This window comes from Aeromonas sp. 5HA1 (genome assembly GCF_029237245.1).
GTDB classification, from domain to species: Bacteria; Pseudomonadota; Gammaproteobacteria; order Enterobacterales; family Aeromonadaceae; genus Aeromonas; species Aeromonas salmonicida.
Genome location: NZ_JAACFW010000020.1, coordinates 12,798 through 28,502, shown reverse-complemented (window position 1 = coordinate 28,502; position 15,705 = coordinate 12,798). Strand labels below are relative to the sequence as shown.

The window sequence follows — 15,705 nt, the reverse complement described above, 5'->3', positions numbered from 1 at the left end:
TGAATAACCAATCAATAGGAGCGTGTATGCGCATTGTTCTGTTGGGGGCTCCGGGTGCCGGCAAAGGTACTCAGGCTCAGTTCATCATGGAAAAACACGGTATTCCGCAGATCTCCACCGGCGACATGCTGCGTGCGGCGATCAAGGCGGGCACCGAGCTGGGCCTCAAGGCCAAAGCCGTGATGGACGCAGGTCAGCTCGTCTCTGACGACATCATCATCGGCCTGGTCAAAGAGCGTATTGCCCAACCAGATTGCGCCAACGGCTTCCTGCTGGACGGTTTCCCGCGCACCATTCCCCAGGCGCAAGCCATGAAGGATGCCGGTGTCGTGGTCGATTTCGTGCTGGAGTTCGATGTGCCGGACGAAGAGATCGTCAAGCGCATGAGTGGTCGTCGCGTTCACTCCGGCTCCGGCCGTACCTACCACGTGGTGTTCAACCCGCCGAAAGTGGAAGGCAAGGATGATGTGACCGGTGAAGATCTGGTGATCCGTGCCGATGACGAAGAGACCACAGTGCGCAAGCGTCTGGATGTGTATCATCAGCAGACTGCGCCGCTTATCGGTTTCTACGGTAAAGAGGCGGAGGCGGGCAACACCCGTTACGTCAAGATTGATGGTACCCAGCCGGTGGATCAGGTCAGCAAGCAGCTGGCGAGCATCCTGGGCTAAGCCCGACATTGCGAAAATGAGCAATGGCACTGTGCCATTAGACAAGGGTCCATGCAGGGCCCTTTCTTGCATTCAGATAGAACAACAGAAAGACAGGAAGCAATCGTGACCACAAAAACCGGGATCTTGCTGGTCAATCTGGGTACCCCAGCCGCGCCAACCACGGCGGCCGTCAAGGCCTTTCTCAGCCAGTTTCTGCACGACCCGCGAGTGGTCGACTTGCCTCGCTATCTCTGGTGCCCGCTGCTCCACTTCATCATATTGCCAACCCGCTCCCCCAGAGTCGCCAAGCTTTATCAGCAGGTGTGGACCGAGCAGGGTTCACCCTTGATGGTGATCAGCAAGCAGCAGCGTGCTGCGCTGGAGCAGGAGCTCAAGCGAGAAGGGGTCGATGTGCCGGTGGAACTGGCCATGACCTATGGCTCGCCCTCCATGGACGATGGCTGGCAGGCGCTCAAGGCCAAGGGGGTCAACCGTGTGATACTGTTGCCGCTCTATCCGCAATATTCGGTCAGCACCACAGCCTCTGTGTTTGATGCCTGGGCCAAGGCGATGAAGAAAGAGCGCAACCTGCCTGTGGTGCGGCTCATTCGTGATTACCATGCCCACCCCGAATACATTCAGGCGCTGGCTATGAGCGTGCGCCGCCATTGGGAGCAGAAAGGGCAGGGCGATCATCTGCTGATGTCGTTTCACGGCATTCCCGAGCGTTACGAAAACGAAGGCGACCCTTATGGTCACCAGTGTCGTCGTACCGCCGCCTTGCTGGCCGAGGCACTCGAGCTTGAAGCCGGGCAGTGGACGGCTTGTTTCCAGTCCCGCTTTGGCAAGGAGGAGTGGCTCAAACCCTACACAGATGTGACCATCGCCGGTTTGCCGGCAGCGGGCATCAAGCGGCTCGATGTGGTCTGCCCGGCCTTTGCCGCCGATTGCCTCGAAACCCTGGAAGAGATCGAAGTGCAGAACCGGGAGATCTTCATGGAAGCCGGTGGCGAGCAGTTTGAATACATACCAGCGCTCAACAGCGATCAGGCTCACATTCGCATGATGGTCTCCCTTATTTGCCGCGAGCTGGCATGATGGTCTCTTTCATGTGCCGCCAGCTGGCATAAGTTTCCCGCGTTCAGAACCCAAGGATAAGGAGTGTCATGATGATGCATATCACGTTGATTTACGCAGGCCTGCTGGGGCTGCTGTTTCTGTTGCTCTCCTTCTGGGTGGTCAAGCGCCGTGCCCAGTTCAAGGTGATGATAGGGGAAGGGGAGGCACCCGAGATGCGCTCCGCGATCCGGGCTCATGGCAACTTCGCCGAGTATGTGCCGCTGACTCTGCTGCTGATGGCCCTGTGTGAACTGGCTGGGGTGGGGGCGTTCTGGCTCCATGTCGGCGGTCTTTGCCTCCTGGTGGGGCGCATCCTGCACGCCATCGGTATCCAGATCCCCAAGGCCCCCAACATGCCGCGGTTGTTTGGCACCCTGTTGTTCTGGCTGGCACTGGGGCTGTTTTCTGTGCTGGCACTGGTGCAGGGACTCTCGTTCGGCTGATCGCCTCGTCTCGGCCGACCCGAAAAACCACCTCCCGGCGAGGTGGTTTTTAAGATGAATCCTGGTAAACGTTTTCCTCTGCAGCCCTTGTCTATACTGACCCCATATTTTAATCAGGCGACTTTTCGGCACGGCGGATTGTGTTAAAATCCCGCCCCTCTTTCCCCCAGAGCACAGAAGATTGCCATGAAATTTCCCGGTCAGCGCAAGTCCAAACACTACTTCCCGGTCGACAGACGCGATCCTCTGATCCCGCAAAATCCCCTGCTTACCGAACTGGGCAAAGCCTATGTAGTGGGTATCGATCAGACACTGGTGGACATCGAAGCCCATGTGGATGAAGACTTCCTGAACCGTTATGGCCTGAGCAAAGGCCACTCGGTGGTGATCAGCGACGACGTGGCCGAGCGTGTTTACGAAGAGCTCAAGGCCAACAACATGGTGGTGAGTGAGTTTGCCGGTGGCACCATTGGCAACACAATGCACAACTACTCAGTGCTGGCCGACTCCCATTCCATCCTGCTCGGGGTCATGAGCCAGGACATCCGCATCGGCAGCTACGCCTACCGCTATCTGTGCAATACCTCTTCTCGCGTCAACCTCGACTACCTGCAGCCGGTCAACGGCCCGGTCGGTCGCTGCTTCACCTTCATTACCGAGGGGGGAGAGCGCAGTTTCGGCATCAATGCCGGCAAGATGGATCACCTCGATGTGGCGCACATTCCCGAAGCCATCATCAAGGAGTCCTCCGCTCTGGTGATCACCGCCTATCTGGTGCGCGGTGAAGATGGCACGCCCATGAAGGAGGCCGCCATGGCCGCCGTGCGCTACGCCCGCGAGGCCGGTGTGCCCGTGGTGCTGACTCTGGGCACCCGCTTCGTGATTGAAGGCAATCCCCAGTGGTGGCGCGACTTCATCGCCGAGAACGTGACAGTGCTTGCGATGAATGAAGATGAGGCAGAGGCCCTGACCGGCATCGCCGATCCCCTCGGCGCCGCCGACAAGGCGCTGGACTGGGCCGACATGGTGCTCTGCACCGCAGGCCCCATCGGCCTCTACATGGCGAGTTACACCGAGGAAGACTACAAGCGCGAGACCACCCATACCCTGTTGCCCGGCGTCATTCCCGAGTTCAACATGTATGAGTTCAGCCGCCCCATGGCCCGTGACAAGTGCCGAAATCCGGCGCGCATCTACTCCCACATCTCCCCTTACATGGGGGGCCCGGAGAAGATCAAGAACACCAACGGGGCAGGGGATGGTGCCCTGTCTGCCGTGTTGCATGACATGGTAGCCAACGATTACCACCGGATGAATGTGCCGAACTCCGCCAAGCACCTGTCCGAGTTCCTGACTTACTCCTCCCTGGCCCAGGTGTGCAAGTACGCCAATCGGGTGAGCTATGAGGTGCTGGCCCAGAGCAGCCCCCGTCTTTCCCGTGGTCTGCCCGAGAAGGAAGACAGTCTGGAAGAGGTTTACTGGGAGCGTTGATCCCCCCGTTTTCCCGTATCGAGAAAGGCGCCCAACAGGGCGCCTTTCTGTTTTGGGGCTGGATCATGTTTCTGACGCTCAATTGGCTATGGTCATGGACATTTATCAAGCTGGCGACATATGTTGTTAACAAACTGTACCAAGGTCGGGTTCACGCTATGTTGAGGCAATGGAGTATTGGCCACCGGTTATTGCTGGTGGCGTTGATGGTGCTGGTCATAGTGGCTGCGCTCCTCGTTACCTGCCTGCGGGTTTATCATCAGGGATTGATGGCGGAGAAGAGCAATCAGACCCGCGCCCAGGTGGAGACCGCCTACAGTCTGGTCGCCGGTTTCGAGGCGAGGGCAAGACAGGGTGAGCTGGACGACGCTAGTGCCAGGACCCAGGCTCTGGCGGCCCTGCGGGGATTGCGGTATGGCCAGGACGACTATTTCTGGGTCAATGACAGTCACCCCACCATGGTGATGCATCCTATGAAACCCGAACTCGATGGCAAGGATCTCTCCGGGGTGGAAGACAAGCAGGGGCTCAAGCTGTTTGTTGCGTTTGTCGAGCGGGTCAAGCAGCAGGCTGCCGGCGGTGAGGTGGCTTACTACTGGCCCAAACCCGGCGTTGACGAGCCGGTTCGCAAGATCTCCTACGTCAAGCTCTTTGCCCCCTGGGACTGGATCATAGGTACCGGTGTCTATGTGGATGATGTCGATGCCCAGTATCAGGAAGTGCTGCGCACCCTGCTGGGGATCGGTGCCGTCTTGGCCTTGCTGTTGCTGGGCGCCGTGACCCTGATTGGGCGCAGCATAGTGACACCGCTGACTCAGTCCGTCTCGGCACTGGGCAATATTGCAAAGGGTGAGGGGGATCTGCGTTTTCGTCTGCCAGAGAGCGGACGAGACGAGGTGAGTCTGCTGTCGGCCAATTTCAACCTCTTTGCCAACCAGATGGCTCAGCTGGTGGCTCGCACCCAGCAGATCGCCTATCAGAACCGGGAGGCGGCTCATCAACTGGAGCAGGTCGTGGTGCGAACCAGCGCCATCGTCACGGATCAGGAACAGGATACCCAGCGGGTCGCCGACGCCATGGCCCAGATGACCATCAGCAGTCGCGCCGTCGGCGTGAATGCCGAGCAGGCCGCAACGGCAGCCGACACGGCGCAGCACCTGGCTCAGCATGGCCGCCAGGTCGTAGCGCAGACCATTGCCACCATAGGGCAACTGGCCGATGAGATGGAGGAGACTGTGCAAGCGGTGGCGCGCCTCGAGCAGGACACCAAGCAGATAGGCTCAGTGCTTGACGTGATCAGGGGGATCGCCGAGCAGACCAACCTGCTGGCGCTCAATGCGGCCATTGAAGCGGCGCGGGCCGGTGAACAGGGGCGTGGATTTGCGGTGGTGGCCGATGAGGTGCGTACACTGGCAACCCGCACCCATAACTCGACCGACGAGATCCGGCAGATGATCCAGCGGTTGCAAGAGGGGGCTGGCAAGGTGGCGACCGGGATTGGGCAGTTGCAACAACTCTCGCGTTCGACGGCAGAGAAGGCCGGGGATGCCGAGGGCGCCATCGGCGATATTGATGAGGCGGTCGGCACCATCATGACCATGAACAATCAGATAGCCGAGGCCGCCGGCGAGCAGAGTCGATCGACGGACGAGATCACGCAGCGCCTCTCCGCCATCACTCAGCTTGCCAACAAGGCACTTGCTGAAAATCAGCGCACAGGGCAGGCGGCAGGTACCTTGGCTCACTCCAGCGATGAGCTGAGTGCCCTGGTGGGGCGATATCGCACTTAATGAGGGGGGCTCCCGCCTTTTTAGGGATTTGACTTGAGTCTGGGGGGCTTTTGGGACACCATCTGCCCCATTCTTGGCCAGCACTGGCCGACAGCCTGTAAGAGAGAGACCCCATGAGCAAACTAACTGACAATCTTGACGCCAATTTCAAACTGTTCATCGAAGAAGTCCGCGAGTCGGGTCAGGTCTGGGGCTTGCGTTACGGTGAAGACTGGGTTGTCTGCCGCTCTGCCGAATTCGAAGATGCCGATGTGATGCCGCTCTGGTCCGCCGAAGTAGATGCCCGCCTGCACTGCGTAGACGAGTGGGCTGACTACGAGCCGGAAGTGATCGAGCTGGAAGAGTTCCTCGACATCTGGATCAACGACCTGAACGAGGATGATGTGCTGATCGGCCCGAACTGGAACGCCGATCTGGAAGGCCAGGAGCTCGAGCCCATCGAGCTGGCCAAGGCGCTGGTTGAACTGGACGCCTGAACAGTTCTGCATTGACGGATGGCCCCTAACAAGGTCACCGGCAGCAACAAAGAACCGATATCCGCAAGGATATCGGTTTTTTTGTGGCCCAGCGCCATCATGATGGATTAAAAGGCGATTTGGCTTTGCACCTGTCAGGGGGATGGTCCATCATCACTCTTTTGCTGATCGGGAGGAGCCATGTTTGTATTTGACGTAACCGGCGTTGCAGGGGAGCGTGCCGAGATCCGGGTCCAGGCGCTGGACTGGGGGCAGACAGGCCCTGTCACCTTCAGCTGTGATGACGATAAACTGGCGGTGCTGCTGCTCACCGACTGTCGCTGTGATGCGGTCGGCTTCTTCAATCTGCTGGCCGGCAGCAAGCCCCTCTATGTGGAACAGTGGCTCTCTTATTTGCAGGAGACTGGCCGTATCGCCAGGCAGAGCAGCCAGCTGGAGAGCCCGGCCCAGACCGATTACCTCGCCAGAGCCGGCTTTGAACATGAAGAGCTCAATGCGCTGCTTGGTCAAATCTATCAGGTGGCGGGTTTCAATCGCCTGCAGATCAACCGTTACCTCAAGAATCGCCACAATCCCACCACCCTGGCGACCCGTTACGATCAGAAAGAGCTGGAGCGCTATCGCCAGCTCAACGATATCATTCTGACTCTGCTGAAGTTGAAACGTCCTCAGTAAACAGCCCCAGCTGGCTGATGTCCGGTCGCAGCGGTTGCGGCCTGGCGATAAGATAGCCCTGCAATCCGTCCACATACATGCCTTGCAGCAATTGCTTCTGCCCCAGTTGCTCCACCCCTTCCGCTATCACCTGGCAACCCATGCGGTGTGACACATCGACGATCATCCGCACGAACTGCTGGTTGGTCAGATCCTGCTCCAGCCCTGTGATGAGGGCGGGATCCAGCTTGATGTAATCGGGTTTGAGCTCACGAAACAGGTTGAATGACCCGATTCCCTTGCCGAAGTTGCAGATGGCGGAGCGACTGCCGTTGCGCCTGAGCAGCTCGAACACCCGTTTGGCCCCCGTCATGTTGCGCTCCAGATGCTCCTCATCCAGTTCGAACACCAGATTGGCGCTTGTGTTGGGATCCTTGAGCAGCTGCCTGTCCAGCCAGATCAGGAAGGTGCTGTTCTGCAACAGGTTGCTGGAGAGGTTGATGCCCCAGCGGCTCTGGTTGGCGCCAAATGCCCGGTACTGGCGCATGATGTGAACCACCAGCATCTGTTCCAGCTTCATCACCATGTCGAGGCGTTGGGCCATGGCAAACAGGGTGTCCGTTGGCAGCACAGTGCCGTCAGCACTGCTGAAGCGGGTATAAATCTCGTTGTAGGCCAGCATGCTGCGGTGCATGGATTGAATGGGTTGATAGGTGAAGCTTATCCGTTCCTGATCCAGCAGCTCGTTGAGCACCAGTTTCCAGTGGTGCTGACCCTGCAAGTCGACTACCTCATCATCGTCCTGCTGGATGGCCCAGCCGTTGACTGTCTCCGTCTGGGCGCGAGCGAGTGCCAGATCGGCTCGCGCCAGTAGGGCTTCTATCTTCTGCCCGCTGCTCAGGCGCGTCAGCCCCGAATAGGCAGCGCTTTCCAGCTCGTGCTGCTGTTGATAGTGGTCAAAGGCAATTTTCAGATCTCGCCCGAGCAGGGGGGGGGGTATGTTGGCCACCGGCTGCACCAGCACGGCGAAGTCGGCCCCCGAGATACGGTAAACCTGATGGCCGGGAAAGCGGCTCACCACCCGGGTGATCAGATTGGCGATGTCCTTGATATAGGCATCCCCCGACTGAAAGCCGCGCTGGGCATTGAGTTTGCCAAGCTCGGTGGCACGGATCAGCACCAGGGTGGCGCTCTGGGTATCCTGATCCCGTTGCAGCAGGGCCGTCATGTCACGGCGAAATGCGTGGCGGTTTTGCAGCTGGGTCAGCTCATCCTGAGTCGCCAGATTGTGCAACTCGTCTATCTGGCGATGGGCATCAAGATCGGCTTCATTGAAGTGAGAAAGCAACTGCTGCAGTGCAGCCTGGGCCTCTGCCGTCTCCAGAACCGCAGGGTCACGCAGTTGCAGGGCTTTGATCCAGACGCGGTCCTGCTGGGCCCGCTCGGCATTGCGGGCACGATAGGCCAGCATGAACAGCAGTCCGAAACCGAGCAGGGAGGTGCCAAGAATGAGTGTCAGGGTGAGAGGGGTTGCCTGTGCGGCGAGCCAGATGCCTTGCAACAGCAGCAGAGGAGCACAGGTGACGGCTGCGATCAGTAACAGGTTACTCCCGAGCTTGTTCAACATCTTGTCATCCTTGATGATGTTTGTGATGCTGAAATTCTAACCAAGCTCACGACGCAAAGCATGGGATACCGCTCAACTCCTGGAAAAGGGCCAATTGAAATCGGCTAAATGTGAGTGAAACCACTTTCATAAGCCCTTAAAAAGGCGAAGATGGGTTGAAAATAGATCAAACAAGGCAGAGGTAATTATGTTGTTAGAACCCGTAAATACTGCCAAAGCACGGCAACTATTGAATCAGAGTATGGCCTTGGTGCTCGCGGGGGGACGCGGCAGTCGCTTGAAGCAGTTGACTGACAACCGCGCCAAGCCTGCCGTCCATTTCGGCGGCAAGTTCCGGATCATCGATTTCGTGCTCTCCAACTGCATCAACTCCGGCATTCGCCGGGTGGGTGTGGTGACCCAGTACAAGTCCCACAGCCTGCTGCGCCACCTGCAATCGGGCTGGTCCTTCCTGCGCTACCAGATGAACGAATTCATCGACCTGTTGCCCGCCCAGCAGCGGGTGGACGAGGTGCACTGGTATCGCGGCACCGCCGATGCCATCTATCAGAACGTCGACATCATTCGCGACTACGGTCCCAAATACATAGTGGTGCTGGCGGGGGATCACATCTACAAGATGGATTACGCCGCCATGCTGCTCGATCACGTGCGCCTCGGCGCCAAGGTGACAGTGGCCTGTATCGAGGTGCCGCGCGCCGAGGCGTCTGCCTTCGGTGTCATGGACATAGACGAGCAGCGCAAGATCCGCGCCTTCGTGGAGAAACCGGCCAATCCACCGGCCATGCCCGGCTGCGAAGATCGCTCCCTGGCTTCCATGGGCATCTATATCTTCGAGGCGGAGTACCTCTATCAGCTGCTGGAAGAGGACATCAACAATCTGGAGTCCAAGCATGACTTCGGCATGGACCTGATCCCGCGCATCGTGGGCGAGGGCAAGGCGTTTGCCCACCCCTTCACCATGTCCTGTGTCGGTGCCAAGGAGGGGCAGGAACCCTACTGGCGTGACGTGGGGACCCTGGATTCGTTCTGGGAGGCGAACATGGATCTCGCCTCCGTGGTGCCCGAGCTCGACATCTATGACGAGAGCTGGCCCATCTGGACCAGCCAGAACATGTCTCCCCCCGCCAAATTCGTGCAGGACAGAAACGGCCAGCATGGCATGACCATCAACTCCATGTTCGCGGGGGGATCGATTGTCAGCGGCTCTTTCGTACTCAACTCTGTGCTCTTTACCAATGTGCGGGTTCACTCCTTCTGTACCCTGGATCAGGCGGTAATTTTCCCCGGTGTCGAGATAGGTGCCGGTTGCCGTCTGCGCCGGGTTGTGGTGGATAAAGGCTGCGTGTTGCCAGATGGACTGGTGGTGGGTGAAAACGCCGATGAGGATGTACGTCGCTTCTACCGTTCAGAGCAGGGAATCGTGCTGGTGACCAAGGAGATGCTGGCCAAGCTGGCGTGAGAGAGAAGCTTGAAACTGTGTCAGACGTTGTAATGCAAAGGGAGCCGAATCGGCTCCCTTTCTTTATGGGCTGATCGCTGGATTTACTCGCGGACTTATTTTTCGCTCACAATGGCCTTGGCGGCCATCACCATGGCGGTGCCGTGCTTGCCACCGGCTGCGGTGACTTGCGGCACGCCATCTTCGTCGGTGTCGCCACCGGCCCCTTCGATGACGTTTTCACCGGAGTCGCCGATCCACTCGGCCATCTGCATGCCGCCGTTGACTGTGCCACGGAACCAGCCCACATAGCGCTGGGTCAGCTGTGCCAGCTCCAGCTCGGGGGCCTTTTCCGTGCCTTCGTTGCGCAGATTCAGCATGGCAGCACGCAGGGCGCCGGAGATGGCGGCCTGGGTCCAGGGAGTGTATTCACCCTGCTTGCCCGCAAGCCAGGTGCCTGCCTTGGCATTGAAGTACGCCTTGTCGGTTGCGATGAACAGCTCGCGTGCTGCATTGCGGTACTTGGCATCGGAGGTGGCGAGGAAGGCCGCGGTCAGCCCGCGCACGGCGGCAAATTGCGCATCCACGGATTGACCCGCATCCGGCTTGCCACCCAGAGTCAGGCCGTCATACACCAGGCCGTTCTTGCCCATCAACTGGCCAAGAATGAAATCAGCCTGCTGGCGAATGAGCACCAGCGCCTGCTGGCCTTGCGCGGTTTTCAGATCCAGCTCGCCGTTGTCACCGGCGGCATAACCGACCGGCAGAGCATCCTGCGCCCGCTGGAAAATCTGCAAGGCGACCAGGGCGTAAGCGGCGTCGAAAGTGGTGACGTGCTTGCCCTGTTTGCCGGCCTGCCAGCTGTCGACCAGGGTGCCGGCTTTTGGTTCGAAGTGCAGGGCGTTGAGGTTCTTGAACACCATGCCGGAGAGATTCAGCGCCAGGGAGAAGGCATCTTCCCCAGCCACCAGCTTGGCGGCATCGCTGCCCTTGTTGGCAGCAGGCGCAGCGGCGAACGGGGCACCGTCAAACACGGCGTGGAAGGCCGGGTTCTGGTTGGTGTTGGCCGTGCGTTGATCGCTGAAGGCGTAGAATTCGGAGAGCGGCCACAGCATCATCCAGGCATCGCGCAGCTGGGCTGAGCTATCCACCACCTCCAGCTTGCCGATGGCGCCCACCTCATTCTTGCTGGTTTCGGTCACTTTCACCTGATGGGGGAAGTAGACGATACCCTTGGACGGATCGTATTGCGGTGTGATGTTGGCACCCAGCTGCTTGCCATCGAAGCCGAGCTGGCCCTGCATGATGGCCAGCTTGTCGATGGACTGCTCGGTCAGCATCATGCCGTTGAAGCCGTCGGCGGCAGAGACGCCGAGCTTGTGCTTGCCGTCCTGATCCATGGTGGCGGACTCGGCTTCTACCTCTTCATCGCTCTCGGCCACGTGCATGCCGCCGAGGAAGTCCTGGGACCACATTACTTCCTTGAGCAGTATGCCGCCCACGGCCGCTGGGTTCAGCAGGTTGTCGGCACCGCTCCAGCGCAGGGTGGCGTAGTCACGAAAATAGGCGGGCACCTGGGTCTTGACGGTTTTCTCGGTGCCCTTGGCGGTCTTGATGGTGACCTGATCGCCATTGACCGGGGTGGTGTTTACCGCCTGGGCAAACTCCGGATTGGCGGAAGCATAGGGCAGGGAGAGGGGATACATGCCCTGTGGCACTTCATCGGCCGGGAAGCCGACGGCCTCGGCCATGGCCAGCACCCGCTTGCCGAGGTCGGCCAGGGTGCCGCCGCGGGCCAGGTTTTGCGGACCGTTCACCAGATGGGGGCCCATGCCGGACTGATAGTTCAGCGCGTACATGGCCTCTTCGGAATATTCATAGGACTCGATGCCTGCGGCGAAGTCGAACGGGGTCGGCTCATCGGCGCGGTTGGCATCCAGCACATCCAGATCCAGTCCCAGCGCTTCGGCCAGCGGCTCGCCGGAGAGCTCGAATTCGGTATAGGCCAGCATGTTGGCGGCTGTGTTGAATGTCTTGTCTTCCACCTTGACGGCAGCCTGTGCGGCGCCACTGAGCAGTGCGCAGGCGATCGCCTGTACCAGTACGGTTTTTCTCATGTCCCTTCTCACCATATGTTTGATTTTATTATGACGCTTCTCATGAATCTAAATGAGAATGGTGTGCATTATGAGACAAAGGGGGGAGCTTGAGAAGAAAAAACCGCGCCCCGGGGGTTGAAGAGAAGAGGGGCGCGGCCAGAGGGTCACAGCAGCTTGAAAGGGATGACCAGTCGACCCGGTTCTACCTTGAGTGCTTCTATCTTGTCTTTGATCCTGGCTTCGTTTTTGCGACTGCCATCCAGACGGTAGACGGGGGTCTGGGAGAAGAACAGGGAGAGGGACTGGTTGAAGGTGGAGAGCAGGGGAGTGAGGGCGGCGCCCACGTCGGCTGGCTCCGTCTTGACCGAGACGAGCTCCAGATCGCGCAGATAGATGGCACCCTGCTCGGCCACATAGTCGGGGCGGGCGCTGAGGGAGAAGCGGATCTTCATCTGCTGGCTGCCAAGGGGGCTCATCACCTGCAGATCACCGGCAGCATCCAGCTCTACCCGATCGGCGCGGCTGCGGCCGATGCGGCTCTGCATCTCGTCGAGACGAACCTTGCTCGACATGATGCCAGGGATCCCCAGCTGTTTTTCGAAGGCGACCCTCTCTTTGAGGTATTGGTTGATTTCGCTTTCGCTGACGTTGTACTGGGTGAGCGAACAGGCTGCCAGCAGCAGGCTGAGGGGAAGCAGAAGCAGGTGCTTTAACATCGACAGTTCCGTGAGTTGAGATACATGACCAAAAAGATGGCGCCATCTTAGGGGGAAACGCCCCTGGCTGCCAGCATGAGCACCTAGCCCCGTTTTTGTCGCAGCCTCATATGGGGTGTGAGCTGCGTGTTCATACGAGTAACTGCGGGTGTAATGACAAGGCAGCCCGCGGCTGGCGCGGCCCACCCAATATCCACAGATAAGTTCCCGTTTTAACGATATAAAAATCCCATTGACCGGGTGATTTCAAAGCGAGTATTTTACCGCCGCACAAATACAAATTGATAATCATTATCATTTTGAATCATGTTTGAGGGTGTAACGTGGATACTCTTGTGATGGAAAATAGCGCGCCTGCCCAGGCTGCGTCCCCGCCCGATTTCTGGTTTACCTCAGGTCAGGGCACTATCAGTGCCTACGACCTGGGCCAGCCTATCACCACGCCCGCCTGTGAATGGCCCTTGCTGGAGCGACAGATAGCCCGGGCGCTGGCGGCGGCCGAGGCCGCAGGGCAAGCCAATCCGCTGCTGATCGGTGCCTTCGCCTTCGATCCGGCCGAAGCCTCCTGCCTCTATGTGCCTGGTCGCTATGAACGGGGCGTGCGCATGGCCTCCGAGCCGATGACGTTTGCAGCCAAAGCCGCCCTGGCCAGCGCACCTGCGAGCAACCAGGTCATTTCGGTACAGAGCACACCGGCGGCGGCCGAGTTCAAAGCCTCGGTCAGCTCGGCGCTGGATGCGTTTGCACAAGGTCGTCTCTCCAAGGTGGTGCTGTCGCGCAAGCTGGTCCTCACGCTACACAAGCCAGCCGATCCCGAGCAGGTGCTGGCCCGCCTGATGAGCCAGAACCCCCATGCCTTCCACTTCTCCCTGCCGCTCGGGCAAGATCGCCGTCTGCTTGGGGCCAGCCCCGAGCTGCTGTTGCGGGTCAGCGGGGGAGAGGTCTTCACCCACCCGCTGGCGGGCTCTGCCAAGCGCGGTGGCGAGCCGGCGCAGGACCAACAGGTGGCCCGGGATCTGCTGGCCTCCCGCAAGGATCAGCATGAACACCGCCTGGTGATCGACGAGATCCGCCGGGTGCTGACCCCCCACTGTCGCGAACTGGCCATTCCCGCCAATCCTACCCTGATGAGCACGGATACTCTCTGGCATCTGGGCACGCCCATCGCCGGTCAGCTGCATGCGGGGCAGGCTTCTGTGCTCTCCCTGGCTTGCCAGCTGCATCCGACCCCGGCCCTGTGCGGTTATCCCACCGAGCTGGCGCGCCAGTTCATCCGCGAGCAGGAACCCTTCAGGCGTGCCCTGTTCAGCGGCATCGTCGGCTGGTGTGACAGCCAGGGCAATGGGGAGTGGGCCGTGGTGATCCGCTGCGGCGTGCTCGATGGCCATCAGGTGGAGCTGTTTGCCGGCGCCGGCATAGTGGCAGGCTCGGATCCCGCCATGGAGTGGGCCGAGACCGGCACCAAGCTGGGCACCATGCTCAAGGCTCTTGGTCTGGATCTGGAGGTGGCGCAATGACTCAGGCCAACCGCTTCCTGCCCTATACCCGCTGGCCCGAAGCCTTGGCGGAGCAGTACCGTGCCAAGGGTTACTGGCGCAGCGAGCCGCTGACCGCCATGCTGGATCGCCAGTGCGAAGTGGCGCCGGATGCCACCGCCATCCTCTGCGGCGAACGCAGTTTCAGTTATCGCGAGCTGAACGCCGCCTCGAGCCGACTGGCCGGGCGATTGGCCCGCCATGGTCTGGGGGTCGGGGACACAGCCCTGGTGCAACTGCCCAATGTGGCCGAATTCTATCTGGTCTTCTTCGCCCTGCTCAAAGCAGGCATAGCGCCGGTCAACGCCCTTTTTAGCCACAACCGGCTGGAGCTCATCTCTTACGCCGAGCAGATCACCCCCCGCCTCTTTATCGGCTCGCTCGCCCATGCGCTGTTTGCCAATGGGGCGCGCCACAGTGACCTGCTGCGAGGCATAGGCGCCGAGCTGGTGCTGCTCGATGGTGAGAGCGGGGAGCTGGGGCTGACTCATTGGCTGAGTGATCTGGCCAAGACCGAAGGATTGGCCGTCCCCGCCTATGGCCCGAGTCCGGCGGACGAGGTGGCCTTCTTCCAGCTCTCCGGCGGCAGCACCGGCACCCCCAAGCTGATCCCGCGCACCCATGACGACTACTACTACAGCGTGCGCAGAAGCAATGAAATTTGTGAGCTGGGGCCCCATACCCGTTATCTCTGCGCCCTGCCGGCTCCCCACAACTTCCCCTTGAGCTCCCCAGGTGCCCTCGGTGTGTTCGAGGCGGGCGGCGCCGTGGTGCTGGCGCCAGATCCCGGCCCCATGAGCTGTTTTCCGCTGATTGCCCGCCACCAGGTCAACTTGACTTCTCTGGTGCCACCGGCCGTCTCTCTCTGGTTGCAGGCGGCTGAATCTGACCCGTCAGTGTGCAGTCAGCTCGTGAGCCTCGACTTGCTGCAAGTGGGCGGCGCCAAGCTTGCCGAAGCGGTGGCGCGCAAGATCACCCCGCTGCTCGGCTGCCGGCTGCAACAGGTGTTCGGTATGGCGGAGGGGTTGGTCAACTACACCCGGCTCTCTGACCCCGACGAGAAGATCATTCACACCCAGGGCCGCCCCATGAGCCCGGATGACGAGGTGCGCATTCTGGACGAAGCGGGCAACCCAGTCACCCCGGGCCAGCCCGGCGCTCTGCACACTCGTGGTCCCTACACCTTCCGCGGTTACTACAAGAGCCCGGCCCACAACGCCCGTGTGTTCGATGCCGAGGGCTTTTACTGCTCCGGGGATCTGGTGGTACAGGATGCCGATGGTTACCTCACTGTGGTGGGGCGGCAGAAGGATCAGATCAACCGGGGCGGCGAGAAAATCGCGGCGGAAGAGGTGGAAAACCAGCTGCTGCACCACCCGGCCATCACCCAGGCGGCCCTGGTCTCCATGCCCGACAGCGCCATGGGGGAGAAGAGCTGCGCCTTCATCGTCAGCACGGATCCCGGGTTGAAGCCGCTGGCCTTGCGCAAGTTTCTGCGCGAGCGCGGGGTGGCGGACTTCAAGCTGCCCGACCGTTTCGAAACCCTGGATGCCCTGCCCATGACGGCGGTGGGCAAGATTGACAAGCAGGGGCTGCGAGCGCGCATCGCGCAAGTCATCGCCGCCAGCCAACCCCTGACAACAGCTTAAAACTAAAAAGGA

Annotated in this window: 13 protein-coding genes; 10 read left to right on the top strand and 3 right to left on the bottom strand. The window is 60.0% G+C overall.

From position 1 onward, the window contains the following. Positions 1–26 precede the first annotated feature (26 nt). The 7 genes from adk to GWQ27_RS16910 all read left to right on the top strand — a co-directional run bounded on the left by adk (position 27) and on the right by GWQ27_RS16910 (position 6,647). The gene (adk, locus tag GWQ27_RS16940) at positions 27–671 is read left to right on the top strand and encodes an adenylate kinase (RefSeq protein WP_021139171.1); all 645 of its coding nucleotides are present in this window, start codon (positions 27–29) and stop codon (positions 669–671) included. Positions 672–776: 105 nt separating this feature from the next. Then, entirely contained in the window at positions 777–1,751 is a 975-nt protein-coding gene (gene hemH, locus GWQ27_RS16935) for a ferrochelatase (RefSeq protein WP_005315225.1), read from the top strand. Between the two features lie 71 nt (positions 1,752–1,822). Then, positions 1,823–2,215 (top strand): MAPEG family protein, encoded by a 393-nt coding sequence (locus tag GWQ27_RS16930; RefSeq protein ID WP_021139169.1) that lies wholly within the window; start codon positions 1,823–1,825, stop codon positions 2,213–2,215. 186 nt (positions 2,216–2,401) lie between these two features. Continuing rightward, positions 2,402–3,706 (top strand): inosine/guanosine kinase, encoded by a 1,305-nt coding sequence (locus tag GWQ27_RS16925; RefSeq protein ID WP_058394055.1) that lies wholly within the window; start codon positions 2,402–2,404, stop codon positions 3,704–3,706. A gap of 158 nt (positions 3,707–3,864) precedes the next feature. Beyond that, entirely contained in the window at positions 3,865–5,496 is a 1,632-nt protein-coding gene (locus GWQ27_RS16920; RefSeq protein ID WP_275907835.1) for a methyl-accepting chemotaxis protein, read from the top strand. 113 nt (positions 5,497–5,609) lie between these two features. Continuing rightward, on the top strand, positions 5,610–5,972 hold the full coding sequence (locus tag GWQ27_RS16915; RefSeq protein WP_005315249.1) for a DUF2750 domain-containing protein: 363 nt from the start codon (positions 5,610–5,612) through the stop codon (positions 5,970–5,972). 180 nt (positions 5,973–6,152) lie between these two features. Next, positions 6,153–6,647: a hypothetical protein gene (locus GWQ27_RS16910; protein ID WP_005315253.1), complete on the top strand. Its 495-nt coding sequence runs from the start codon at positions 6,153–6,155 to the stop codon at positions 6,645–6,647. On the opposite strand, the gene GWQ27_RS16905 is transcribed toward GWQ27_RS16910, so the two are convergent. Beyond that, entirely contained in the window at positions 6,610–8,253 is a 1,644-nt protein-coding gene (locus GWQ27_RS16905; RefSeq protein WP_275907834.1) for a GGDEF domain-containing protein, read from the bottom strand. The two genes, GWQ27_RS16910 and GWQ27_RS16905, sit on opposite strands and share 38 nt — an antisense overlap. Before the next feature lie 187 nt (positions 8,254–8,440). Here GWQ27_RS16905 and glgC point away from each other — a divergent pair, with 187 nt between their 5' ends. Continuing rightward, positions 8,441–9,715, top strand: coding sequence for a glucose-1-phosphate adenylyltransferase (glgC, locus tag GWQ27_RS16900; protein ID WP_087755565.1), 1,275 nt, complete (start codon positions 8,441–8,443; stop codon positions 9,713–9,715). A gap of 95 nt (positions 9,716–9,810) precedes the next feature. On the opposite strand, the gene GWQ27_RS16895 is transcribed toward glgC, so the two are convergent. Continuing rightward, positions 9,811–11,811: a hypothetical protein gene (locus GWQ27_RS16895; protein ID WP_275907833.1), complete on the bottom strand. Its 2,001-nt coding sequence runs from the start codon at positions 11,809–11,811 to the stop codon at positions 9,811–9,813. A 146-nt stretch (positions 11,812–11,957) separates the two neighbouring features. After that, on the bottom strand, positions 11,958–12,509 hold the full coding sequence (locus GWQ27_RS16890; RefSeq protein WP_275907832.1) for a lipoprotein: 552 nt from the start codon (positions 12,507–12,509) through the stop codon (positions 11,958–11,960). A 323-nt stretch (positions 12,510–12,832) separates the two neighbouring features. Between GWQ27_RS16890 and GWQ27_RS16885 the strand changes: the two genes are divergently transcribed. Together GWQ27_RS16885 and GWQ27_RS16880 are read left to right on the top strand one after the other, a co-directional pair. Further along, positions 12,833–14,026: an isochorismate synthase gene (locus GWQ27_RS16885; RefSeq protein ID WP_275907831.1), complete on the top strand. Its 1,194-nt coding sequence runs from the start codon at positions 12,833–12,835 to the stop codon at positions 14,024–14,026. Then, the gene (locus GWQ27_RS16880) at positions 14,023–15,693 is read left to right on the top strand and encodes a (2,3-dihydroxybenzoyl)adenylate synthase (RefSeq protein WP_275907830.1); all 1,671 of its coding nucleotides are present in this window, start codon (positions 14,023–14,025) and stop codon (positions 15,691–15,693) included. Before GWQ27_RS16885 ends, GWQ27_RS16880 begins: the two co-directional genes overlap by 4 nt. Positions 15,694–15,705 lie beyond the last annotated feature (12 nt).

Excerpts from the sequence above, each read along its gene's own strand:
- adk (WP_021139171.1), top strand. The coding sequence starts at position 27 with ATGCGCATTGTTCTGTTGGGGGCTCCGGGTGCCGGCAAAGGTACTCAG.
- GWQ27_RS16930 (WP_021139169.1), top strand. The coding sequence starts at position 1,823 with ATGATGCATATCACGTTGATTTACGCAGGCCTGCTGGGGCTGCTGTTT.
- GWQ27_RS16925 (WP_058394055.1), top strand. The coding sequence starts at position 2,402 with ATGAAATTTCCCGGTCAGCGCAAGTCCAAACACTACTTCCCGGTCGAC.
- GWQ27_RS16920 (WP_275907835.1), top strand. The coding sequence starts at position 3,865 with ATGTTGAGGCAATGGAGTATTGGCCACCGGTTATTGCTGGTGGCGTTG.
- GWQ27_RS16915 (WP_005315249.1), top strand. The coding sequence starts at position 5,610 with ATGAGCAAACTAACTGACAATCTTGACGCCAATTTCAAACTGTTCATC.
- GWQ27_RS16910 (WP_005315253.1), top strand. The coding sequence starts at position 6,153 with ATGTTTGTATTTGACGTAACCGGCGTTGCAGGGGAGCGTGCCGAGATC.
- GWQ27_RS16905 (WP_275907834.1), bottom strand. The coding sequence starts at position 8,253 with ATGTTGAACAAGCTCGGGAGTAACCTGTTACTGATCGCAGCCGTCACC.
- glgC (WP_087755565.1), top strand. The coding sequence starts at position 8,441 with ATGTTGTTAGAACCCGTAAATACTGCCAAAGCACGGCAACTATTGAAT.
- GWQ27_RS16895 (WP_275907833.1), bottom strand. The coding sequence starts at position 11,811 with ATGAGAAAAACCGTACTGGTACAGGCGATCGCCTGCGCACTGCTCAGT.
- GWQ27_RS16890 (WP_275907832.1), bottom strand. The coding sequence starts at position 12,509 with ATGTTAAAGCACCTGCTTCTGCTTCCCCTCAGCCTGCTGCTGGCAGCC.
- GWQ27_RS16880 (WP_275907830.1), top strand. The coding sequence starts at position 14,023 with ATGACTCAGGCCAACCGCTTCCTGCCCTATACCCGCTGGCCCGAAGCC.